Origin of the sequence: Synechococcus sp. O70.2 (assembly GCF_047462135.1) — a bacterium.
Classification (GTDB): domain Bacteria; phylum Cyanobacteriota; class Cyanobacteriia; order Thermostichales; family Thermostichaceae; genus Thermostichus.
In genome coordinates this window covers 184,478-205,479 of sequence record NZ_JANSIS010000004.1, presented here as the reverse complement: position 1 = coordinate 205,479, position 21,002 = coordinate 184,478, and the positions used below count along the sequence as shown (strand labels likewise).

Genomic DNA, 21,002 nt, shown 5'->3' with positions numbered 1-21,002 from the left:
GGTGCTAACCCTGGGTAGGAAAGGCCTTATTCTCGGCAGGTAGGGTAGGCAAGGAGGGGAGGATCCATGAATTTGAACTTGGCCGGACGGGATCTGCTCAAACTCAGCGACCTGAGCCCGGCGGAGCTGGCGGCCTTGCTGGCCCAAGCGGCGGAGCTGAAGCGGGATCCCTACCGGGCAGACCTGCGGGGTCGAGTGCTGGGACTGCTATTTCAGAAGGCTTCCACCCGTACCCGGGTTAGCTTTACCGTTGCCATGGCCCAGTGCGGGGGCAGCACCCTGGACTTGGTGCCAGCGGCAATGCAAATAAGCCGCGGCGAGCCCCTGTCGGATACAGCCCGCGTCCTCTCCCGCTACTTGGACGCCATTGCCATCCGCACCTACGACCAGCGGGAGCTGGAGCTCTTTGCCGAGTATGCCGAGATCCCCGTGATCAACGCCCTCACGGATCAGTTTCACCCCTGCCAAGTTTTGGCCGATCTGCTCACCATTCAAGAGAACTTCGGGCAACTGGCAGGCCTGACCTTGGCCTATTGTGGCGACGGCAACAATGTTGCCCATTCCCTCCTGCTGGGCTGTGCTCTAAGCGGGATCCACATCCGCGTTGCCACACCCCCTGGCTACGAGCCGGACGCGGCAGTGGTGGCAGAAGCGCAGGCCTTGGCCCAGGGATCGCAGGTGCTGGTTTTGCGGGATCCCTACGAAGCCGTTGCGGGAGCCCAGGTGGTCTATACCGACGTCTGGGCCAGCATGGGCCAAGAGGATCAGGCGGCAGCCCGCAAAGCCCACTTCCTGCCCTACCAGGTCAATGCCGAGCTCATGAAACACGCAGATCCGGAGGCGATTGTGCTCCACTGCCTGCCCGCCCACCGGGAGGAGGAGATTACTGCCGAGGTTTTGGAGGGATCCCAGTCCCGCGTTTGGGATCAGGCGGAAAATCGCCTTCACGTGCAAAAGGCGCTGCTAATCCAACTGCTGGGAGCAGGGTGAGGATCCTCACCCCCGGCTCGAAGAGAGGGTCAGCGGTTGTTGGGGCGGCGGGCAGCGATCGCCAGGCTGACGTTGGGCAGCCGCTGCAGAGCATCCATGACCTCCACCACCTTGCCGTGGGAGAGGGCCAAGTCAGCGTTGATGACCACTAAGCGCCGCCCTTCAGCCGGCTTCTCGGCCAGAATACGTTCCACCGTGGGGATCAGGGCACCAAGATTGGCAATTTTCTGCCGGTTGACAGCAATTTGGCCTTCGGCCGTGATGCTCACCGTAACGTCTGGCTGACGGCGGGCTTCGGCTGTGGAGGCCTCTGGCAAGTTGACATCGAGCGCCTCGGACCGGGTAAGCACTAGGCTGGCGATGACGAAAAACACCAAGATCGAGAAGATGACATCGATTAAGGGCACGATGTTGATCTCGGCGGGCCTGAAGTTCTCCTCTGGGATGCGCATAGGCTAGGAGGGCTCAAGCGGGGAGTAGGGAGGAAGAGTGGAGCTGGGGCCGGGCTTGGCGTAGGAATACTGGGGAAGCTGCTGGGCTTGCATCTCTAGCCGCTGCCGATGCAGCAACTCCAGCTCGCCGCCGTACTCCTGGATCTTGGAGAGTTGCCGCAGGTACAGAGAGCGAAAGACATTGGAGATCAGCAAGGTGGGAATAGCCACGATCAACCCGAAAGCCGTCGAGTAGAGGGCTTCGGCGATGCCTTGTCCCACCCCCTGCGTATTGGTGCCGCCAATATCCCCCAGTTGGATGGAGCTGAGGATTTGGATGATGCCGGTAACCGTGCCCAAGAGGCCCAGGAAGGGAGCAACGGTAATCACCGTGTCAAAGAGAGTGTTGAAGCGCTTTAATAGCGGCACCTCTGCAGCCAGGGCTGTCTCAAGGGCCAGTTTAAAATCCTCAGGGCTGGCTTCGTTGAGCTCCAGGGCAGCCAAAAAGATGCGCGCAATGGGCAGGTCGGCATTTTGCTCCAGCAGGTACTGGGCGGCCCTGGGGTTGCGGCGGTACTGGCTGAGGGCTTGCCGCACCACCTCCTCCTGCCGATGGGTAACCTTCCACCAGAACAAGGCCCGCTCGAGGCAACAAGCCACCGAGAGAACCGAGAAGGTCAACAGAGGGATGGAGTAGTACCAACCCTGGATCAGAAGCTGCAGGACTCTAGCCATAGGATCCGGATGACCCCCTCCCAGCGGCACCTCACGCTCATCCTGTCATAGCACTTTCCCGCCGGAGCTGGGATCCCTTTTTGCCCACTTGGGGTTGCTTTTTAGGACAAGCTGCTGATTTTCTGGCAAGGGCGCTATCCTATGGCGTGGAATCCAGAGGCCACCAGCGTATCTACCGACAACCTATGCCTACTCAGCCCTTCCCCCCTTTGGCCCTCCTCAGCGTCTTTGATAAAACTGGCCTTGTCCCCCTGGCTAAGGCACTTGTCCAGGAGCACGGCTTTCAACTGGTCAGCAGCGGCGGTACGGCCAAGGTGCTCTCTGAAGCTGGGATCCCGGTTACCCCCATCTCGGCCCACACCGGTGCGCGGGAGATTCTGGGGGGACGGGTGAAAACGCTGCACCCCCGCATCTACGGCGGCATTTTGGCTCGCCTGGAGCGCAGCGAAGACCGGGCAGACTTGGAGGCGCTGGGGATCCCGCCCATCCAACTGGTGGTGGTCAACTTCTACCCTTTCGAGCAGACGGTGGCCCAACCCGGAGGGGCTCTGGAGGAGGCTTTGGAGCAGATCGACATCGGCGGGCCGACGTTAGTGCGGGCAGCGGCCAAAAATTATCCCTATGTTACGGTGCTCACGGATCCCAGCCAGTACCCTCAGTATTTGCAACTGCTCTCTAGCGCCTCCAGCGAGGCGGAACGGCTGGCCTTTCGCTTCCAGTGTGCCCGCCGCGCCTTTGAGCGGGTCTTAGCTTACGACCGCGCCATCGTCAACTATCTGGCCCGCTCAGAGCTGTCCCAACCCTCTCAACCTCCAGCTTCTGCAGGCGCTGCTGAACAGGTTTTTCACCTGCAAGGGATCCCGTGGCAACGCCTGCGCTACGGGGAAAACCCCCACCAGGCTGCCACCTGGTATGTGGTGGATGCGGCTGCCCCTGGCTGGCATCGAGCCAAGCAGTTACAGGGGAAAGAGCTAAGCTACAACAACCTGCTGGATCTGGAAGCGGCCCGCGCCCTGGCGGCAGAACTGAGCATAGGACTTGCCAACGGCTCTAAGCCAGCGGTAGCGGTGGTTGTCAAGCACAACAACCCCTGTGGGGTAGCCGTTCGCCCAACCCTAGCTGCCGCTCTGGAGGCTGCTTTGGCTGCCGATCCCGTTTCCGCCTTTGGGGGCATCGTTGCCCTCAACCAAACCTTGGATGCGGAGACCGCCCGGCGGCTGGCGGAGCCTTTTTTGGAGTGCGTGGTTGTCCCCGGCTGCACGCCTGAAGCGGCAGAGCAACTGGCGGCCAAAAAGAACTTGCGGCTTTTGGTTTTGCCGGACTTTGAGGTGGGGCCAGCCCAAACCATTCGCACCTTGGCCGGCGGCTTTCTGGTGCAAGAGGCCGACCGACTGCAGGGATCCGTTCGCCAACCCTCCTGGCAGGTGGTGACCGAGCGCCAGCCTACCCCCGAGGAGTGGGCGGATCTGGAGTTTGCCTGGATAGTCTGCAAACACGTGAAATCCAACGCCATCGTCGTTGCTCGCCAGGGGCAAACCCTCGGCATCGGGGCAGGGCAGATGAACCGGGTGGGGGCCGTCGAGCTTGCCCTTCGCCAGGCCGGTCCACGGGCCGCGGGAGCGGTTTTGGCCAGCGACGGCTTTTTCCCCTTTGCCGACAGCGTCGAGGCGGCAGCCCGCGCTGGGATCCGCGCCATCATTCAGCCGGGAGGCAGCATCCGCGATGCCGACTCCATTGCCGCCGCCAATGCTGCGGGTATCGCCATGGTCTGCACCGGCATCCGTCACTTTTGGCACTGAGGTCAAGAGCTCAGGGCAGACCCCAGGCTCTGGCCCGCTCTGCCAGCCAGCCCTCGGCACGCAGGTTTTCTAGCTCGCGGCGCACCCGCAGCCGCAACTCAGCGTGCTCCAGCCCCTTGGGCATGGCAATGCCCAGCCCCACCGCCCCCAAGGGGGATCCCAAGAACTGAAACTGGGGGTGCTCCGCCAGCCACCCGGCCAGCACCGACCGGTCTGCTGTCCAGGCCTGCACCGATCCTTTCAAGAGCAACTCCGCCCCTTCCCGATAGGAATCCACCGGCACCAACTCGACCCCTGAGAGGTAGCGATTGAGGTGAGGAATAGCGGCAGATCCGCGCAGGACGGCAACGCGAGCGCCGCGTAGCTCCGACCAGCTTGTCCAGTTCTGGGAGCGGGCCACCACCAAGCTGGGGCCATCCTGATAGTAGGCAGAGGTAAACTCCACCTGGCGGGCCCGATCCGGCGTGATGCCAATCTGGGCAACGGCCAGATCCACCTCCCCCGCGGCCACTGCCTGCAGCCGCTCCACATTGGCCACCGGCACCAGCTCCACCGCCTCTCTTGACCCCAGGAGCCGGGATCCCAGCTCGCGGGCTAGCTCAATCTCAAACCCCTGCAGCTTGCCCTCGGGATCGCGAAAGCCCAGCGGCCTCAAGTTGTCTTTGACCGCAACTCGCAACTGCCCCGAACGGACAATCTCCGGCCAAGGGCGGGCAGCGGCAGGGCTCCCCCTTCCCAGGCAAACCAAAGCCAAGCTGGCCGCCAAGCAAGATTTCTGGATTGCCGCGGCCAACGGAGACCAGGATCCCATTCCCCCTAGGAAGCGCGGGACTGGCGGGCTGCTTCCACCACCCGGGTAAAGGCCTCGGGATCCAGGAAAGCCAGGCGGGCCAGCATTTTGCGGTTGAGCTGGATATTGGCTTTTTTGAGGCCGTCGATGAATTCGCTGTAGCGCAGGCCCTGGGCGCGGGTGGCGGCATTGATGCGGGCAATCCAGAGGCGGCGGAAATCCCGCTTCTTGCGGCGGCGATCCCGGTAGGCGCTGCGCAGGGCTTTCATCACCTGCTGGTTAGCCGTGCGGAACAGCTTGGAGCCAGCTCCGCGGAAGCCTTTGGCCAGCTTGAGGATCTTCTTGCGACGCTTGCGAGCAACGTTGCCGCGTTTAACTCTCATAGCAGTAACCCAATACCGGCAAGTACACCTTGCAATTGACAAGCCCAAAGACTTTTGGCTGGGCCGCAACCGGTGAGGACCTAGTGGGCGTTGGGCAGCATCAGGCGCACGTTGGCCAGATCCTGTTTGCTCACCAGGGCCACGCCAGCCAACTTGCGTTTGCGGTTGCTGGTTTTGTGCTCGAGCAAGTGGTTGTGCCCCGCCCGGCGGCGCATAAACTTGCCGTTGCCGGTGAGGCGAAAGCGTTTTGCGGCGGCCTTGCGAGTTTTGATTTTGGGCATGGGAGTGAGCTGGAGCAAAGTCACAGCCTTCCAGCATAGGGTAGAAAGGCCTGGGGGAGCAAGTTTTCTCCGCGGCTAAGTGGCGAGGGCGCTCAAAAACCGTTCTCTTGCGGCTCCAACAGCAGCACTTGCCAGCGCAGCAACTGCTGTAGCTGCGACCAGCTTAGGGGAGAGGCTAGGCTCTCTTGAATGGCTTGGACGGTGCGGATCCCGTCTACCTGCTGCAGGAAGGCAAAGGCCTCCTCGCTTAGGGAAATGGCCTCGTAGGCGTAGTTGAAAATGCTCCGCCCCGGCCACAGGCCCAGGCAGGGACTGAGGTGGGCCACAGCCGAGGCCACAGCTTCTGGACTGGTCCATTCCCAGCGGGGGAGGGGGGGCCTGCCAAGAAACAGCTCGTAGTGGGCCACCACCGGGTCCAGCAACTCAATCAAGCGGTAGCGCTCCAGCTCCGGCAGTTGAGCCGCCTGGGCCAGTAGGGCCTCGTCCTGCCCCAACACCCGTTCCAGCCGCCAGAACTCGGGGTTGGAAAAGCGCAGAAACTGCAGCCCTGAAGCCCGAATGAGCTCAAACAGGGTCTCAATGTTGTAGTCCACCTCCTGCGGGTGCAGGTACATGTCAGCAAAGCATTCGTCGTCCACGTTCTCGAGGGCCCAGCGGGCCTGTTCCTGCTGCTGGATGCGGTTGCTTGCCGGCAAGATCTCGAAAAGGCGGCGACCTACCTGGAGGCCCTTTTGCAATTGCTCGGGGGAGGCGAGAGGTTGGTGTTCGGAGCCGGTGACCAAGAGGCGAATGGCCTTCTGCATCAGGCGAATCTCATGGCGGCCCAGCTCGCCGTAGACAAACAAATGCAGGATCCCGCCAGGAGCTAGTTTGCTCGCCAAAGCCTGCAGCCCCGCCACCGGGTCCGGCAAGTGGTGGAGCATGCCCACGCAGTTGATGAAGTCGAACTGCCCTGGCAGCCGGTCGATGTCGTAAACGTTGAGCTGGCAAAACTGCACTGGCGGCGCCTGGGAAGCCCGACAGCGAGCCTCGGCAATTTCAAGGGCGCGGCTACTTAGGTCAAAAGCCCAGATTTCGGCGTTGGGGTTCTGGTGGGCGATATACTCCGTCCCTACTCCGGAGCCGCAGCCGGCATCCAAGATGCGCACCTTGCGCCGGCCCGGATGGGATCCCGTGCAAAAGGCATAGGCCTGGGGCCAACTCCAGCGCCAGTTCCACCCCGGCGGGGGAACAGTGCCGATGGGCTGCGGTGGGAAAGGGTAGAGCTCGTAGAGCTGCCGCACTTGCTGGAGGATCTCTTCTGCACTGCGGGAGGAGGGCTGCATAGGCGCTGTCGGGTTAAGCTGGACCTCAAGACTCCAGAGACGATATCCCCCTGCAGTTTAAATGGTTGTCCGCTCCTCTCACCTTTTGCAAACCGGCCTGACTTTCGATTGGATCAAGCTGACGGCTGAGCTGAAAAAGGTTTTGGATCCCAAGCGGGTGATTAGCAAGCCGGAGGAGCTGCTGGTCTACGAATGCGACGGGCTGACCAGTTACCGGCAAAGGCCGGCTCTGGTGGTATTGCCGCGCACAACAGAAGAGGTGGCCCAGGTGGTAAAGCTGTGCAGCCGCTACGGGGTGCCCTTTGTGGCGCGGGGATCCGGCACTGGGCTATCGGGGGGAGCGCTGCCTGTGGAAAACAGCGTCGTCATCGCTACCACCCTGATGAAGCAAATCCTGGAAATCGACTTGGAGAACCGCTGCATGGTGGTGCAGCCGGGGGTGATTAACGCCTGGATTACCCAGGCAGTGGCTGCCCAAGGCTATTTCTATGCCCCGGATCCCTCTAGCCAGTCAGTTTGCTCCATCGGCGGCAATGTGGCGGAAAACTCAGGCGGCGTCCACTGCCTCAAATACGGTGTAACAGCCAATCACATTCTCGGCCTGACGGTGGTGCTGCCGGATGGGGAGGTGGTGCGCTGGGGGGGCAAGATCCCGGAGATGCCCGGCTACGACTGGGTGGGCCTGTTTGTCGGCTCCGAGGGCACCCTGGGGATTGCTACCGAGATTACCCTGCGCTTGCTCAAGGCGCCGGCCCAGGTGCAGGTTTTGCTGGCGGATTTTAACAGTGTCGAGGCAGCAGGAGCTGCCGTTTCCGACATCATCGCCGCTGGGATCATCCCCGCCGGCCTGGAGATCATGGACAACTTCAGCATCAACGCCGTTGAGGATGTGGTGCAGTCGGGCTGCTACCCACGGGATGCGGCGGCCATCTTGCTGGTGGAGGTGGACGGCCTGGAGCTGGAGGTGGAGGAAGCCAGCCAGCAGGTAAAGGCCCTGTGCCTGAAAAACGGGGCGCGCCAGGTGCAAGTTGCCTCCAGCCCAGAAGAGCGGGCGCGTCTGTGGAAGGGGCGCAAGGCAGCCTTTGCCGCCATGGGCAAGCTCAGCCCCAACTACTACGTCCAAGATGGGGTGATCCCCCGCAGCCAGCTCGCCTATGCCCTAAGAGAAATCGAGCGCCTCAGCCGCGAATACGGCTACCCGGTGGCCAACGTGTTTCATGCCGGCGACGGCAATCTGCACCCCTTAATCCTCTACGACGAGTCGGTGCCGGGATCCCTAGAGCAGGTGGAAAAACTGGGGGGCGAGATCCTCAAGCTCTGCGTGCGTCTGGGGGGCAGCATTTCTGGCGAGCACGGCATCGGTGCCGACAAGCGCTGCTACATGTCGGAGATGTTTACGCCCACGGACTTGGAGAGCATGCAGTGGGTGCGGCAGGTGTTCGACCCGCAGCGCCTCGCTAACCCTGACAAGATCTTTCCCACTCCCCGCACCTGCGGCGAGGCAGCCCACGCCCACCGGCAACCGGAATGGCAAGGGATCCCCGTTTTCTAGCTAACCTGTCGCTGCTGCTGTAGCTCGGCAAAGGCCTGGGCAAAGTCTTCCTGGCGGATGACCAGAGCCTTGGGATCCACCTCCTCAGAGGTGGCCCGGTGGCGGCGGATGGCAACGATGGCGGCGCGGTTGCTCAATAGAGCAAGATCGGCCCCACTCCAGCCTTCCGTGCGCTCGGCCCACACCTCCAGATCCACATCTGGCCCTAGGGGCCGCCTGCGGTTGTGCACGGCCAGGATTTCCCGCCGTGCGGCGCGGTCCGGCAGTTCCACGCTTAGGTGCAGCTCCAGCCGGCCAGCGCGGGTGAGGGCGGGATCCAAACTGGCTTTGCGGTTGGTGGCAGCCACCACCAAGACTCCCTGGCTGGGGCGGATCCCATCCAGTTCGGCCAGCAGTTGGCCCAGGACGCGGTCGCTGACGCCGCTATCCCCGGAGTAACTGCCCCGCGCCGGCGCCAGGGTGTCGATCTCGTCGATGAAAATCACGCAAGGAGCGCACTGGCGGGCACGGGCAAAGAGTTCCCGCACCGCCTGCTCGGAGGATCCCACCCACTTGCTCAAGAGCTCTGGGCCGGAGACAGCAATGAAGTTGGCCTTGGCCTGGGAGGCGATGGCCTTGGCCAAGAGGGTTTTACCCGTGCCGGGCGGCCCGCTGAGGAGGATCCCTTTGGGCGCATGGGCCTGGGCCTGCTCGTAGAGCTCTGGGTGCAGCAGGGATCCCTCAATGGCCTCCTGCAGCACCTGCTTGGCCTGCTCCAGGCCGCCAATTTGATCCCAGCTCACCTGGGGCGACTCGACTTCCACTGAGCGCAACACCGCTGGCTTCACCTGTTGCAGAGCTTCCTGAAAGTCCGCTGCCGTTACTTTCAGGGATTCTGGGATAGGGGATTCCAGATCCGGCACCTGGCGCCGTAAGGCCGCATAGGCCGCCGCCTGGCACAGGCCGCGCAGATCTGCCCCCACAAAGCCCAGCGTTTGCTCTGCCAGGCTATCCAAATCCACATCCTCTGCTAGAGGCATGCTGCGAGTGTGAATGGCGAGAATTTCCCGCCGCCCCTCCCGATCCGGCACCTTGAAGACAATCTCGCGGTCAAAGCGCCCCGGTCGCCGCAGGGCCGGATCCAGGGCTTCGGGTCGGTTGGTAGCCGCTAGCACAACAATGCCTTTTTGGGCCACAAACCCGTCCATTAGCCCCAGCAGCTGGGCCACCAGGCGTTTCTCCACCTCCCCCTCGACGGTGCTGCGGTTGGGCACAAGGGCGTCAATTTCGTCGATAAACACCAGGCAAGGGGCAGACTTAGCCGCTCTCTCAAACAGCTGCCGCAGGCGTGCCTCCGCCTCGCCGTAGTACTTGCCCATTAGCTCCGGGCCAACCACGGCAATGCAGTTCACCCCCAAACTCTCGGCCAGGGCGCGGGCCGTCAGGGTCTTGCCAGTGCCAGGGGGGCCAACCAACAACACCCCCCGCGGCGGCTCTAGCCCCAACTTGGCCAGTAGCTCGGGCCGCTTGAGGGGGATCTCCACCAGCTCCCGCAAGGCTTGGAGTTGCTCCTTGAGTCCCCCCACGTCCTTGAGGCGCAGCCCCGACCTCGACTCTGGGCGCTCAGCGGAGATTGGCCCACTAGCCTCGGGGGCTTCCTGAGAGCAGGTTGCAGCCATCCCCTGGAGCTTGCTGCTCCAGCCGGGATCCCCTGTCTGGAAGTGGCGGGGGATAGAACCAGAGCGAGGGATGGAGGTCGATAGAGGCCGGGTCTGGATGCGGATCTCGGTTCGCAGTTCTCCACTTTGTTTTTTCTCCTCCAGCTTTTGGGCCAGCTCGATCAGCTGCTCTATGCCCTGGATAAAGTTGCTGAGATCCACCATAGCCGGGCTTTCCCCACCAGTTGACCTGCCAATGGAATCCTCCCCAGCCTTCCAGCCAACTCCCAAGAGGGGGAAGCTGGCGCCTAAGCCGCCGCTGGGCTGGGAGAGGGGCTGGGCGGGAGTTTGCGCACCTCAGAGCAGAAGGAAGCCATGCTAAAGCCGCCGAAGCGCTTCACAAGGCTGGTCCGCAGGCGCAGGTTGGGGCTGGCAAACCAAATGCGCTCCTCCGACTCAGTCATCTCGTACTCGGTGTAGAGGGTGAGGGCGCCATCGGCTCCCATCACGTAGGTACCGGCCACCGGCACTTTCTCGGCATAGCCTTGATCCCGCAACAGTTGCCCGCGCATGGGGTTGTCAGGATCGGGAATTGGGACCAGCACCACCTCGCCCTTGTACTCTTCGTTGTCCCAGTCCTGCTCCCCATTCCACTGGACTCGCGCCGCCCCCACGGCTCGCCGTGGATCTACCTTGAACAGCTCGCAAACCCGAATGACTTCCGGATCGGTTGCGGCCAGGGTAACAATTTGCAGCTGCGACCTTCCCCCTTCAGAGCGGCGAAAGGCCAGGTGATGGCTGGTGCGCTGACACATCCACTCGCCAGCGCTGAGGGCAAAAAACTCCATTACGGTCATCATGGCCGACGCGGATCCTCATCGATAGCAACCGGGATTTGCCGATTCTAGCTTGGGCTGTAGCCAGAGATTTGCTCTTGCCGAGTTTGCTGTTGCCGCCAGAACTGCTCTGCAAAGGCCACGGTCGGATGGAGGGGAGCTCGCGGCTTACTGCGCAGGACCATCCCCGCCTCTTCGGGGGTGCGGTCGCCCTTGCGCTGGTTGCAGCGCTCGCAGGCAGTCACCACATTGTCCCAGGTGTGGGAACCACCGCGGGAAAGAGGGATAACGTGGTCTAGGGTCAGGTTATGGGTGCTGCCACAGTACTGGCAGGTGTAGTGATCCCGCCGCAGAACCTCGCGCCGAGTAACAGGAGGCACCCGCCAGGGCCGCTCTTTGCCCTTGATGGTGAGGCGAATGTGCTCAGGCACCTCGATGACCCGGCTGGGGGAGCGCACCTGCCACACCCGCACATCCATCATCCTCAGCGGCTCTGCTTTGCCTGTTAGCAGCAGGACAATCGCCCGCTTAATATTGACCCGGCTAATGGGCAAATAGTTTTGGGAGAAGACGACAATCGACTGTTCTAGAACGTTGGTGGCAGCAGTCATGGCCTGGCTTTTCCATCTGCCGCCATTGTCTTGGGAAATTGGGCCAATGGCAAGTTGGTTCCCTAGAGACCTGGACAGATGGGCTACTATCCGGGTGATGGTTGGAGCCCGTGCCTCCCATGACCCACCCCCTGTATGTTGCCCTGGTTTGGCACCAACACCAGCCCCTCTACAAAAGTCCGCTGGCAGGCAAGTATCGCTTGCCCTGGGTGCGCCTGCACGGGATCAAAGACTACTTGGACTTGGTTTTGCTGCTGGAGCGCTATCCCCGCCTGCACCAAACGGTTAACCTGGTGCCTTCCCTGATTGTGCAAATTGAAGACTACGTGGCCGGCTCGGCCTTCGATCCCTACTTGGAACTGACCCTCTCCCCCGTTGAAAAGCTTACCCTAGAGCAGCGGCGCTTTATTGTCGAGCGCTTCTTCGACAGCCACTACCCCACCATGATTGAGCCCTACCCCCGCTATCGCCAACTCTACGAACAGCGGGAATCCCAAGGGATCAACTGGTGCCTACAGTACTGGACACCGCAAGACTTCAGCGACCTCCTGGCCTGGCACAATCTGTCCTGGTTTGATCCCCTCTTCCACGAAGATCCCGAGATCGAGGGCTGGATCAAGATGGGATCTGGCTTTACCCTTTCGGATCGGCAGCGGATCTACGCCAAGCAGCAGCAGATCCTGGCCGCCATCCTGCCCCAGCACGCCAAGTTGCAAAGTAGCGGCCAACTGGAGCTGACCACCAGCCCCTACACCCATCCCATCTTGCCTCTATTGGTGAGCGAGCGCTCGGCGCGGGTGGCTCGGCCTGGCCTGCCCCTGCCCCGCTACCCCTTCCACTGGGAGCAGGATGTCCACAGCCAGCTGGAGCGGGCCAAGCAGATCTACCGGGAGCGCTTTGGCCGCGAGCCGCGGGGGTTGTGGCCTTCCGAACAGGCGGTCAGCCCCGCTATCGTGCCTATCGTGCGCAAGCAGGGCTTTGAGTGGATCATCTCTGACGAGGGAGTGCTGGGCTGGAGCCTGGGCCAGCCCTTTCACCGCGACGGGCAGGGCCATGTCCTCGAGCCGGAAAAGCTCTACCGCCCCTACCGTCTGGAGAGCGAGGCAGGGGATCTGGCCATTGTCTTTCGGGATCACCGCCTTTCCGATCTCATTGGCTTTAGCTACAGCGCCATGCCTGCCGACGCTGCCGCCAAGGATCTCATTGGACACTTGGAGAACATCCGCAACCGCCTGCCTCCCGAACAGCCTTGGCTGGTCACCATTGCTCTGGATGGGGAAAACTGCTGGGAGTACTACCCCCAAGATGGCCGGCCCTTCTTGGAAAACCTCTACGCCCGCCTCAGCCAGCACCCCGCGCTGCGCCTAGTGACGGTCTCGGAGTTTTTGGAGCAGTTTCCCCCCACCGAGTTTCTGCCGGCAGAACAACTGCACAGCGGCTCCTGGATTGAGGCCGACTTGACCACCTGGATTGGGGATCCCGTCAAAAACCGCGCCTGGGAGCTCTTAGCCCAGGCCCGTCAGGTGATTCAAGATCACCCCCGCGCCAACCCCCAAGCCTGGGAAGCTCTGTGGGCCGCCGAGGGATCCGATTGGTTCTGGTGGTTTGGGGCAGGGCACTCTTCCGCCCACGACGCCGTTTTCGACCAGCTGTTTCGGGAACACCTGCAGGCAATCTACATCGCCCTGGGGGAGGCGGTGCCGGCGGTGCTGCAGTTTCCCCTCGAGGATCACGACGGCCTAGGGGATCGGCTGCCGCAGGGGTTTATCCATCCCGCCATCAACGGCCGTCCCAGCGAACGGGAGTGGAGCCAGGCCGGGCGGGTGGAGATTAGCGCCGCCAGGGGTACCATGCACCGCAACAGCGCCGTCCGCCGCCTCTGGTATGGCTTCGATCACTTCCACCTCTATCTGCGGCTGGATTTTAACTCGGTGGTGCAGCGGCCCAAGCAATTGCTGGTGCTCTGGTTTTATCCCAACTGCATTACCCTTAACAGCCCCATCCCTCTGCAGGGACTACCCGCAGAAGCCCCTCTCAACTACCTCTACCGCCACCTGTTGAGGCTGTCGCTGCCGCCCCCTAGTCAACGCCCGGCGGAGGTAGAGGCTCAACTTCTCCAAGCAGGGGAGTACCACACCTGGCACTCCCTCAGCCATCAGGTCAAGGCCGTGGTAGATACCTCCCTGGAGGTGGCCATTCCCTGGAGCAATTTGGGCGCCCAGCCAGGGCAGGAGCTGCAGTTTGCCATTGTGGCTGCTGACGGCGAAACCTTTCTGGAAGGGATCCCCCCCAAGGCCACCATTGCCCTGCGTAGACCCTAGCAAGTATCCCGCCTATGCAGCGCGAGCTTTACCCTCCCATCGAGCCCTACGACCAGGGCTTTCTGCCCGTCTCTTCCCTGCACACCCTCTACTACGAGCAGTGCGGCAACCCAGAGGGCAAGCCAGTGGTGTTTCTGCACGGGGGCCCAGGGGGCGGGATCGAGCCCCTCTACCGGCAGTACTTTGATCCCCGCCGCTGGCGAGTGGTGCTGTTTGATCAACGCGGCTGCGGCCGGAGCCGCCCCTACGCCGAGCTGCGGGAGAACACCACCTGGGATTTGGTAGCCGATATTGAGAAGCTGCGCCAGCACTTGGGCATTGAGCGCTGGTTTGTCTTCGGAGGGAGCTGGGGCAGCGCCCTCGCCTTGGCCTATGGCCAGACCCACCCCAACTCCTGCCTGGGCTTTATCCTGCGCGGTATTTTCCTGCTGCGCTCCTTCGAAATTCGCTGGTTTTACCAGGAGGGGGCCAGCTACCTTTTCCCCGATGCCTGGCAACACTACCTCGAGCCCATTCCCCCCGAGGAACGGGGTGACCTGCTGGCAGCCTACTACCGCCGCCTTAACGACCCCAATCCGCAGGTGCGCCTGAAGGCAGCCCGTGCCTGGGCCATCTGGGAGGCCAGCACCAGCAAGCTTATCCCCAGCCCTGAACTCATCGAGCGCTTTGGCCAGGAGAGCTTTGCTGAGACCCTCGCCCGCCTCGAGTGCCATTACTTCATCCACCGCGGTTTTTTGGAGACAGAGGATCAACTCCTCAAGGGGGTAGAGCGCCTGCGCCACCTGCCAGCCGTCATCGTCCAGGGGCGCTACGACGTCGTCTGCCCTCCCCTTTCCGCCTGGGAGTTACATCAGGCCTGGCCGGAGGCAGAGTTTCACCTGATCCCCGACGCTGGCCATTCCATTACCGAGCCTGGGATCCGCACCGCCCTCCTGGCGGCCACCGATCGCTTTGCCCAGCTCTAAGAACGGCTGCAAAGAGGGCCTGCCGTTGCCTAGCAGCAGCAAGCCTCAGCCTGGCTCAAACTGAAGGGCTTCAGGATCTACGTAGTAGCAGCGGGCATTGTCCGCACAAATGAGCGCCCAGCCGTTGCAGTTAGCCTCGACTAGGATGTACTCCGATTGCGGGATAAAATGACCTTGATGGTTGCGGGTCTCCTCCTTGATCCAGACCGTCTGATAGTTCATCCCAGCGTCCCTCCAACTCCTCCTCAAAAAGACTTAAGAACAGGACTTAACCTTGCTGCAAGCAGTGGCAAAGCTAGGCAAAAACTAGAGGCAACAAACTCAACCCCTTCTCGAGGTTCAGTAACCGAGCGCTCGAGGGTAGGTCAGCTAGGCAATACCTTTAACTGGGTAAGAGAAGTCTAGCACTGCCTCTATGAGAAGAGCGTTAAGAGTTACAGACTAAGGCAAAAAGCTCTGGATTTTCGTAAACTCTTGTTGCAAAATTGGCTCGAGCCCGCTTAGACTTCTTCAAATGACCCGTGGTGAATCCTGCAACCCATTGAGGCGGCGATTCCCTCCCTCCGTCAAGTTGGATTTGACACCAGCAATCTGCTACCAGCGTGCCCCTGTTTTTTTCAGTTCCAGCGCCGCCAAGGTCAAGTCTACCCCGGGTTTTAGCTCAGCGCGGAGCTACGGGCACAGAGCTGCTCTTGCCTGCTCGCTCATCTGCTGAAGTGCACCGAGGTCGGGGAGAGGGATCCCTTCCCCTTCAGCAAGCCATAGCCAGTACTCGATGTTGCCGGCAGGGCCAGTGATAGGCGACCACGTATAGCCCTGCACCCGCCAACCGCGACTCACTGCCGCCTGCATCACCGTCTGGAGCACGCGAGCGTGGATAGCCGGATCCCGCACTACCCCCCTTTTGCCCACCTGGCCTCGGCCCGCCTCAAACTGCGGCTTGACTAGCAGCAAGGCTTCCCGCGGCGAGCGCAACAGCTTCCACAGAGGATCCAACACCTTAGTCAGGGAAATAAAGGAGAGATCCACCACTGCCAGATCCGGCCAGTTGGGAGTGGGCACCTCGGTTCCGTAGAGATCGGCTGGCTGAAGATAGCGCAAGTTGGTTCGTTCCTTAAGGATTACCCGCGGGTCAGTTCGCAAAGACCAGGCCAATTGGCCATAGCCCACATCCACCCCATAGACCCGCTGCGCCCCTCGTCGCAGGAGGCAATCGGTGAAGCCCCCAGTGGAGATGCCAGCATCCAAACAGATGCGACCCTGGACTTGAATGGGAAAAGCTTGCAGTGCCCCCTGAAGCTTTTCTCCTCCTCGCGAGACAAAAGCAGACTTGGCCTGGATGTGGACTACAGGATCTCCGCTTACCCACGTCCCGGCTTTTTCCGCCCGTACTCCGTTGAGGAAGACTTCTCCCGCCAAGATAGCCCGCTGCGCCTGCTGGCGCGAAGAAAAATACCCTCGCTCCACCAGCCAGGTATCCAGGCGGACTCGATCGGCCATGCACTAGCCACTGGCCTTCCACTCCATCAGGATAGACGACCGGGATCCCTTCTGTCAGCCGCGACTTAGCCAAAGCGCCCGCTCACATACTCTTCCGTCTCGCGGTTGGCGGGAGAGTTGAAGATCTTCTCGGTGCGGTCAAACTCTACCATTCGTCCGTAGCGGATCCCTCTCTCGTCAAGTTCAGTGTTGAAGAAGGCAGTGAAGTCGGACACGCGAGCTGCCTGCTGCATGTTGTGGGTGACGATGATGATCGTGTAGCGACGGCCCAATTCCTTAAGCAGCTCCTCAATGCGCAGCGTAGAAATCGGATCCAGCGAGGAGCAAGGCTCGTCCATTAGAATTACCTCCGGCTGAATGGCCAGGGTGCGGGCAATGCAGAGGCGCTGCTGTTGTCCACCGGAGAGGGAAAGGGCGCTCATCCTCAACTTATCTTTCACCTCATCCCAGAGAACGGCCTGGCGCAGTGCCCGCTCCACGAGCTCGTCCAGATCCCCCTGGTAGCCATTAATCCGGGGCCCAAAGGCAATGTTGTCGTAGATGGATTTGGGGAAGGGGTTGGGCTTCTGAAACACTAGGCCAACCCGCCGCCGCACCTCAGAGGGATCCACATCCGGGTCGTAGATGTTTTTCCCGTGGAAGATAACGGAGCCTTCTACCCTTGCCCCTGGGATTAAGTCATTCATGCGGTTGAAGCAGCGCAAAATAGTGCTCTTGCCGCAACCTGAGGGTCCAATAAAGGCTGTGATGTGATTTTTCGGGATCTTCAGGGAAACCTGCTTAACCGCCAGGTGGGAGCCGTAGTAGACGCTCAGATCCCGCGTCTCTAGTTCAACCTCCAACCGGGTGGATTGCTCAGGAGAGCCCGACTTGTCAGAGAGTGGAGAGCGCATAGGCGTGTTGAAAAGAGGATAACGTTGCTGCAAGGCTTAGATAGTGATGGCTTCTTGGCGACGACTCACAAGGAGCCGGAAACTGACGGTGGTAATCAGGACCAAAATCACCAGAGCCAAAGCCCCTCCCCAGGCAAGCTTCTGCTGGTTTTCAAAGGGGACAAGGGCAAAGTTGTAGATCAACACAGCCAGCGAGGCCACTGGCTTCAACAAACCGCTGGGCCAGAGAAAGCTAAACAAAGCCGTGAAGATCAGGGGCGCCGTCTCACCTGCAGCGCGGGCAATGGCCAACGTCACCCCCGTCAGGATCACCGGCAGAGCCGCTGGCAACACCACGCGAAACACCGTCTGCACTCGCGAAGCCCCCAACGCATAGGCAGCAGCCCGCGTATCGGCCGGCACCAGGCGCAGCGCCTCTTCACAGGACAAAATGATGATAGGCAGGGTCAGCACCGATAGAGCCATCCCGCCGGCAAGGGCCGAGAAGGTTTTGGAGGAAAGCACCAGCACCCCATAGGCAAACACCCCGGCAATGATGGAGGGAACCCCCGTCAACACCTTGATAACGAAGCGCAGAAAGGAGGCCGCGGGGCTGTTTTTGCCAAACTCCGAGAGATAGATGGCTGCGAATAGACCAATGGGGAATGTGATGGAGATAGCAATCGACACCACAATAATCGTCCCCAGCACCGCATTGCCAAATCCGCCCACCTGATCGCCCGGAGGAGGGGGAAGCTGGGTCAGCGTCTGCCAGTTCAGGCGCTCGATGCCCCTGGTGAAAACGTAGTAGAGGATGAGAGCCAGCACAAAAATGGCAAAGATGCTGGAGATAGCTGTCAGCGCTGTCATTCCTACATCCAAGAAGATGCGCTGCCAGGGCTTCGCTCTGCGCTTAAACCAATTGCCTTGCTCTACCGCCTGCACTTGCGCCGTCATGTTCCTCTACTCCCGCGAAGCTGTTAGCGCAAACTTGACACGGCGTATCATCAGCTCCGCCGCAATGTTAACCACCAGAGTGATGGCTAACAGAATCAAGGCCAAATACATAAGTGCTGCAACCTGCTCGGGGCCCGCTTCCGCAAACTCGTTGGCCAATAGGGCTGGGATGCTGCTGGCAGGAGCCAGAAGCGAGATGCTAATGCCGCGGGCATTCCCAATCAGCATCGCTACTGCCATCGTCTCCCCTAGGGCGCGTCCCAAACCCAAAACCACCGCTCCCAGGAGGCCGCCAATTGCTGCCGGCAGCACGACACCAAAGATGGCTTCCCAGCGAGTGGCTCCCATCGCATAGGCAGCCGCCCGCAACTCTGGCGGAACGGACACCAGCATTTCCCTGGCGATGGCAGTAATGATGGGGATGATCATGATCCCCAAGACAACCCCCGATGTCAGCATCCCAGGCCCTACTGGTGGTGTGCTGAAAATGGGCAGCCAGTTGAAGTGCTGGAACAAAAACATCTGTATAGGGCGGAAGAAGGGGATGAAGATAAACAACCCCCAAATGCCGTAGACCACACTGGGAATGGCTGCCAGCAGCTCCACCACGATGATCAAGGCTGTGCGCAAAGGCTTGGGCAAAAAGTCCTCGCTCAAAAAGATGGAGATGCCAAAGCTTAAGGGAACGCCCACGATCAGAGCAATCAGAGAAGTTACCAGTGTGCCGTAGATCTGGGGCCAAGCACCGTAAATGTCCTCAACAGGGTCCCAGGTGGTGCCCCAGAAAAAGCCCAGTCCGAACTTCCGAATGGCAGGTAGCGCCTGAATCCCAATCTCCAGGGCAATCCACAACAGTAGGAAAGCCGAGAAAAAGACGGCGATCCGCGTTGCCCAAATAAATAGCCAGTCGCGCCGGCGCTGGAAGACGGGCCGGGGCCGAAATAGAGAACTGCTCTCCGAAAAGGTAGTGGTCATCTGCTGGGTAGGGGGTACAAACCTCTACAAAGTGATGCTTTCCAGGGCAGCCAGAGCTTTCTTCCAAACCTCTACGGAGTGATTTTTTCCAGGGCAGCCAGAGCTTTCTTCCGCGTTTCCTCCGGCAAAGGCACATAGCCCAGCGGCTCCGCAAAGGATTGCCCTTCGGTGAGGGCGTAGCGAAGAAACTCTTTGACAGCCTTGGAGGTTTCAGCTTTGGGGTAGACTTGGTAAGCCAAGATCCACGTGTAGCCCACAATGGGGTAGGAGTCTTCCCCTTCGGGATCTGGGTCAACCCCCAGCAGCCGCTCGTCGAGCTTGATTCTCGCCAGCGCTGCCTGCTCCGTCTCAACTTTGGGGACGACGAACTTGCCTGCCCGGTTTTCCAGGCGAGCGAAATTTAGGTTGTTGAGCTTAGCAAAGCCGTACTCCACATAGCCGATTGAGCCAGGAATCTGCTTGATTTGTTCAGAAACGCCTTCGTTACCGCGAGCTCCCACGCCAGTTGGCCAGTTCACGGAAGAGCCACGGCCCACTTTTTGCCGCCATTCGGGGCTAATGGCGTTGAGGTGGGTGGTAAAGATGTCGGTGGTGCCACTGCCATCAGAGCGGTGCACAACAGTAATCGGCAGATCTGGGAGAGTCACCCCTGGGTTAAGGCCAGCCAGCAGCGGATCGTTCCACTTCTTGATCTTGCCCAGGAAGATATTGGCCAGCGCCTGGCGAGAGAGGCGAAGTTCAGGACCTACGCCGGGGACGTTATAGGCTGCCACCAATGCCCCGCCCACCATAGGCACGGCCACCATGCCCTTGGGAGGGTTGGCTTCACCCTCAATCTTGCTAATCTCCTCAGGACGCGGCACGCTATCACTGGCGCCGAAGTCGACAGTGCGGGCCACAAATTGCTGACGGCCAGCGCCGCTCCCCACCGATTGGTAGTTGACTTGGATGTTGGGGTTTTTCTTGCCAAATTCTTGGGCCCACGTTTGGTAGAGGGGGGCCGGGAAGGTAGCTCCAGCGCCGTTGATGGTTATCGTCTTCTGCTGGGCAAACACTCGCTGCCAGCCGGCCTGACTTGCCGCAAAACCAGCAGCAACTGCCGACAAGGACTTAAGGAAAGAACGACGACCCAAGGAATGCGACACCAACATACAGAGATCTCTCCACTGAAGAGCGTGTCCTAGCCCAGGTCCAAAAGCTGCAACTGTGAAACCTAAATCCAAGAGTTCAGTCCACCGGGCCGAAGAAAGCACAGGATCTCGTTGAGACCGCAGCCTTTGCAACTCAGCCGTTAAATGTAACGTAAGGTCAACCCTTTTTTGGTTAACAAGAGGTTAAATTCAGGTTATTTCTAGGTTATTTCCAGGCCCAGCAGCCGAGGTCGCGACTGTCGGGCTTGATCAGGGTAGAGACCCCAGGGGGAGGCTGGGGCTGGGCTGACATTGGTCGGGGGAATGCCTAGAATAGAAGGCTGTCAAGAGAGTGGGTGCCTTCCTCCTATGGCAAAAGATGTGCAGGTGATGCTGCGCCAGGCGGTTCCTGGGCTCGGCAAGCCGGGAGAGGTGGTGAGTGTCAGGCCGGGCTATGCCCGCAACTACCTTTTCCCGCGGCAGATGGCGGTGCGGCTTACGCCTGGACTTCTCAAGGAGCAGCAGATGCGGCGGGAGCAGGAAGCAGCCCGCAAGCTGGCTGAGAAGCAACAGGCGGAAAACTACAAAAAGGCTTTGGAGACGATTGGCCGTTTTGTCATCCGCAAGAAGGTGGGCGAAAAAGACCTGCTCTTTGGACAGGTAACTGCCAGCGATATTGCCGAGGTGGTGCTGGCTACCAGTGGCCTCGATATCGACCGCCGCAATGTCCTACTCGATGAGGAGATCAAGAAAACTGGGGTTTACCTGGTGCAGGTGAAGTTACACCCCGAGGTTACCGCTACGCTGCGCATTCAGGTCACGCCTGGGTAGAAAAGAGGTTCTGGTTCAGACGGCTATGCCCACTTGGCCCGCTGCGCTAGGGTGTGCAGCCTAGCAGTCGGAGAGCGGGGG

At 60.7% G+C, this 21,002-nt stretch carries 21 protein-coding genes; 6 read left to right on the top strand and 15 right to left on the bottom strand.

What is annotated here, in order from left to right:
* The first annotated feature begins 72 nt into the window (after nucleotides 1-72).
* Nucleotides 73-990 carry an ornithine carbamoyltransferase gene (gene argF / locus NW812_RS06570; RefSeq protein ID WP_414395162.1) on the top strand — a complete coding sequence of 306 codons (918 nt, stop codon included), beginning with the start codon at nucleotides 73-75 and terminating at the stop codon, nucleotides 988-990.
* 29 nt (nucleotides 991-1,019) lie between these two features.
* Here argF and NW812_RS06565 read toward each other — a convergent pair whose 3' ends face one another.
* On the bottom strand, nucleotides 1,020-1,442 hold the full coding sequence (locus tag NW812_RS06565) for an ExbD/TolR family protein (RefSeq protein WP_414395132.1): 423 nt from the start codon (nucleotides 1,440-1,442) through the stop codon (nucleotides 1,020-1,022).
* Nucleotides 1,443-1,445: 3 nt separating this feature from the next.
* Nucleotides 1,446-2,132 (bottom strand): MotA/TolQ/ExbB proton channel family protein, encoded by a 687-nt coding sequence (locus NW812_RS06560; RefSeq protein WP_414395161.1) that lies wholly within the window; start codon nucleotides 2,130-2,132, stop codon nucleotides 1,446-1,448.
* Between the two features lie 209 nt (nucleotides 2,133-2,341).
* Here NW812_RS06560 and purH point away from each other — a divergent pair, with 209 nt between their 5' ends.
* Nucleotides 2,342-3,955, top strand: coding sequence for a bifunctional phosphoribosylaminoimidazolecarboxamide formyltransferase/IMP cyclohydrolase (gene purH / locus NW812_RS06555; RefSeq protein ID WP_414395130.1), 1,614 nt, complete (start codon nucleotides 2,342-2,344; stop codon nucleotides 3,953-3,955).
* A gap of 10 nt (nucleotides 3,956-3,965) precedes the next feature.
* Here purH and NW812_RS06550 read toward each other — a convergent pair whose 3' ends face one another.
* The 4 genes from NW812_RS06550 to NW812_RS06535 form a co-directional block, all read right to left on the bottom strand.
* Nucleotides 3,966-4,766, bottom strand: coding sequence for a transporter substrate-binding domain-containing protein (locus NW812_RS06550; RefSeq protein ID WP_414395128.1), 801 nt, complete (start codon nucleotides 4,764-4,766; stop codon nucleotides 3,966-3,968).
* 5 nt (nucleotides 4,767-4,771) lie between these two features.
* Nucleotides 4,772-5,128, bottom strand: a complete 357-nt coding sequence (gene rplT / locus NW812_RS06545) for a 50S ribosomal protein L20 (RefSeq protein ID WP_414395127.1) — start codon at nucleotides 5,126-5,128, stop codon at nucleotides 4,772-4,774.
* Nucleotides 5,129-5,208: 80 nt separating this feature from the next.
* Nucleotides 5,209-5,409: a 50S ribosomal protein L35 gene (gene rpmI / locus NW812_RS06540; protein WP_414395125.1), complete on the bottom strand. Its 201-nt coding sequence runs from the start codon at nucleotides 5,407-5,409 to the stop codon at nucleotides 5,209-5,211.
* Between the two features lie 92 nt (nucleotides 5,410-5,501).
* Nucleotides 5,502-6,734 carry a class I SAM-dependent methyltransferase gene (locus tag NW812_RS06535; RefSeq protein WP_414395124.1) on the bottom strand — a complete coding sequence of 411 codons (1,233 nt, stop codon included), beginning with the start codon at nucleotides 6,732-6,734 and terminating at the stop codon, nucleotides 5,502-5,504.
* A gap of 61 nt (nucleotides 6,735-6,795) precedes the next feature.
* Between NW812_RS06535 and glcD the strand changes: the two genes are divergently transcribed.
* Nucleotides 6,796-8,286 carry a glycolate oxidase subunit GlcD gene (gene glcD, locus NW812_RS06530; protein ID WP_414395122.1) on the top strand — a complete coding sequence of 497 codons (1,491 nt, stop codon included), beginning with the start codon at nucleotides 6,796-6,798 and terminating at the stop codon, nucleotides 8,284-8,286.
* Here the strand turns inward: glcD and NW812_RS06525 are convergent.
* The 3 genes from NW812_RS06525 to NW812_RS06515 form a co-directional block, all read right to left on the bottom strand.
* Nucleotides 8,283-10,148: an AAA family ATPase gene (locus tag NW812_RS06525; RefSeq protein ID WP_414395121.1), complete on the bottom strand. Its 1,866-nt coding sequence runs from the start codon at nucleotides 10,146-10,148 to the stop codon at nucleotides 8,283-8,285. The two genes, glcD and NW812_RS06525, sit on opposite strands and share 4 nt — an antisense overlap.
* Nucleotides 10,149-10,231: 83 nt before the next feature.
* Nucleotides 10,232-10,780 (bottom strand): phycobiliprotein lyase, encoded by a 549-nt coding sequence (locus tag NW812_RS06520; protein ID WP_414395120.1) that lies wholly within the window; start codon nucleotides 10,778-10,780, stop codon nucleotides 10,232-10,234.
* A 47-nt stretch (nucleotides 10,781-10,827) separates the two neighbouring features.
* The gene (locus tag NW812_RS06515; protein ID WP_414395118.1) at nucleotides 10,828-11,370 is read right to left on the bottom strand and encodes an HNH endonuclease; all 543 of its coding nucleotides are present in this window, start codon (nucleotides 11,368-11,370) and stop codon (nucleotides 10,828-10,830) included.
* A 119-nt stretch (nucleotides 11,371-11,489) separates the two neighbouring features.
* Here NW812_RS06515 and NW812_RS06510 point away from each other — a divergent pair, with 119 nt between their 5' ends.
* Entirely contained in the window at nucleotides 11,490-13,691 is a 2,202-nt protein-coding gene (locus NW812_RS06510; RefSeq protein WP_414395116.1) for a glycoside hydrolase, read from the top strand.
* Nucleotides 13,692-13,705: 14 nt separating this feature from the next.
* A complete protein-coding gene (gene pip / locus NW812_RS06505; RefSeq protein ID WP_414395115.1) occupies nucleotides 13,706-14,656 on the top strand; it encodes a prolyl aminopeptidase in 951 nt (316 codons plus the stop codon).
* A 45-nt stretch (nucleotides 14,657-14,701) separates the two neighbouring features.
* Here pip and NW812_RS06500 read toward each other — a convergent pair whose 3' ends face one another.
* From NW812_RS06500 to pstS, 6 genes are all read right to left on the bottom strand, one after another.
* Nucleotides 14,702-14,878 carry a hypothetical protein gene (locus NW812_RS06500; RefSeq protein WP_414395113.1) on the bottom strand — a complete coding sequence of 59 codons (177 nt, stop codon included), beginning with the start codon at nucleotides 14,876-14,878 and terminating at the stop codon, nucleotides 14,702-14,704.
* A 450-nt stretch (nucleotides 14,879-15,328) separates the two neighbouring features.
* Nucleotides 15,329-16,156, bottom strand: coding sequence for a TlyA family RNA methyltransferase (locus NW812_RS06495; protein WP_414395112.1), 828 nt, complete (start codon nucleotides 16,154-16,156; stop codon nucleotides 15,329-15,331).
* Between the two features lie 65 nt (nucleotides 16,157-16,221).
* Complete coding sequence (gene pstB, locus NW812_RS06490; protein WP_414395110.1) at nucleotides 16,222-17,049, bottom strand: phosphate ABC transporter ATP-binding protein PstB; 828 nt, start codon at nucleotides 17,047-17,049, stop codon at nucleotides 16,222-16,224.
* 36 nt (nucleotides 17,050-17,085) lie between these two features.
* A complete protein-coding gene (gene pstA / locus NW812_RS06485) occupies nucleotides 17,086-17,985 on the bottom strand; it encodes a phosphate ABC transporter permease PstA (RefSeq protein WP_099883929.1) in 900 nt (299 codons plus the stop codon).
* Nucleotides 17,986-17,991: 6 nt separating this feature from the next.
* A complete protein-coding gene (gene pstC, locus NW812_RS06480; RefSeq protein WP_414395108.1) occupies nucleotides 17,992-18,960 on the bottom strand; it encodes a phosphate ABC transporter permease subunit PstC in 969 nt (322 codons plus the stop codon).
* Nucleotides 18,961-19,031: 71 nt separating this feature from the next.
* A complete protein-coding gene (gene pstS, locus NW812_RS06475) occupies nucleotides 19,032-20,111 on the bottom strand; it encodes a phosphate ABC transporter substrate-binding protein PstS (protein ID WP_414395107.1) in 1,080 nt (359 codons plus the stop codon).
* Nucleotides 20,112-20,459: 348 nt separating this feature from the next.
* On the opposite strand from pstS, the gene rplI reads away from it, so the two are divergent.
* Entirely contained in the window at nucleotides 20,460-20,921 is a 462-nt protein-coding gene (gene rplI, locus NW812_RS06470) for a 50S ribosomal protein L9 (protein WP_414395105.1), read from the top strand.
* Nucleotides 20,922-21,002 lie beyond the last annotated feature (81 nt).

Excerpts from the sequence above, each read along its gene's own strand:
- pstB (WP_414395110.1), bottom strand. The coding sequence starts at position 17,049 with ATGCGCTCTCCACTCTCTGACAAGTCGGGCTCTCCTGAGCAATCCACC.
- rplT (WP_414395127.1), bottom strand. The coding sequence starts at position 5,128 with ATGAGAGTTAAACGCGGCAACGTTGCTCGCAAGCGTCGCAAGAAGATC.
- NW812_RS06525 (WP_414395121.1), bottom strand. The coding sequence starts at position 10,148 with ATGGTGGATCTCAGCAACTTTATCCAGGGCATAGAGCAGCTGATCGAG.
- purH (WP_414395130.1), top strand. The coding sequence starts at position 2,342 with ATGCCTACTCAGCCCTTCCCCCCTTTGGCCCTCCTCAGCGTCTTTGAT.
- NW812_RS06520 (WP_414395120.1), bottom strand. The coding sequence starts at position 10,780 with ATGACCGTAATGGAGTTTTTTGCCCTCAGCGCTGGCGAGTGGATGTGT.
- rplI (WP_414395105.1), top strand. The coding sequence starts at position 20,460 with ATGGCAAAAGATGTGCAGGTGATGCTGCGCCAGGCGGTTCCTGGGCTC.
- NW812_RS06550 (WP_414395128.1), bottom strand. The coding sequence starts at position 4,766 with ATGGGATCCTGGTCTCCGTTGGCCGCGGCAATCCAGAAATCTTGCTTG.
- rpmI (WP_414395125.1), bottom strand. The coding sequence starts at position 5,409 with ATGCCCAAAATCAAAACTCGCAAGGCCGCCGCAAAACGCTTTCGCCTC.
- NW812_RS06500 (WP_414395113.1), bottom strand. The coding sequence starts at position 14,878 with ATGAACTATCAGACGGTCTGGATCAAGGAGGAGACCCGCAACCATCAA.
- pstC (WP_414395108.1), bottom strand. The coding sequence starts at position 18,960 with ATGACCACTACCTTTTCGGAGAGCAGTTCTCTATTTCGGCCCCGGCCC.
- pstS (WP_414395107.1), bottom strand. The coding sequence starts at position 20,111 with ATGTTGGTGTCGCATTCCTTGGGTCGTCGTTCTTTCCTTAAGTCCTTG.
- NW812_RS06535 (WP_414395124.1), bottom strand. The coding sequence starts at position 6,734 with ATGCAGCCCTCCTCCCGCAGTGCAGAAGAGATCCTCCAGCAAGTGCGG.
- pstA (WP_099883929.1), bottom strand. The coding sequence starts at position 17,985 with ATGACGGCGCAAGTGCAGGCGGTAGAGCAAGGCAATTGGTTTAAGCGC.
- NW812_RS06510 (WP_414395116.1), top strand. The coding sequence starts at position 11,490 with ATGACCCACCCCCTGTATGTTGCCCTGGTTTGGCACCAACACCAGCCC.
- pip (WP_414395115.1), top strand. The coding sequence starts at position 13,706 with ATGCAGCGCGAGCTTTACCCTCCCATCGAGCCCTACGACCAGGGCTTT.
- glcD (WP_414395122.1), top strand. The coding sequence starts at position 6,796 with ATGGTTGTCCGCTCCTCTCACCTTTTGCAAACCGGCCTGACTTTCGAT.
- NW812_RS06565 (WP_414395132.1), bottom strand. The coding sequence starts at position 1,442 with ATGCGCATCCCAGAGGAGAACTTCAGGCCCGCCGAGATCAACATCGTG.
- NW812_RS06515 (WP_414395118.1), bottom strand. The coding sequence starts at position 11,370 with ATGACTGCTGCCACCAACGTTCTAGAACAGTCGATTGTCGTCTTCTCC.
- NW812_RS06495 (WP_414395112.1), bottom strand. The coding sequence starts at position 16,156 with ATGGCCGATCGAGTCCGCCTGGATACCTGGCTGGTGGAGCGAGGGTAT.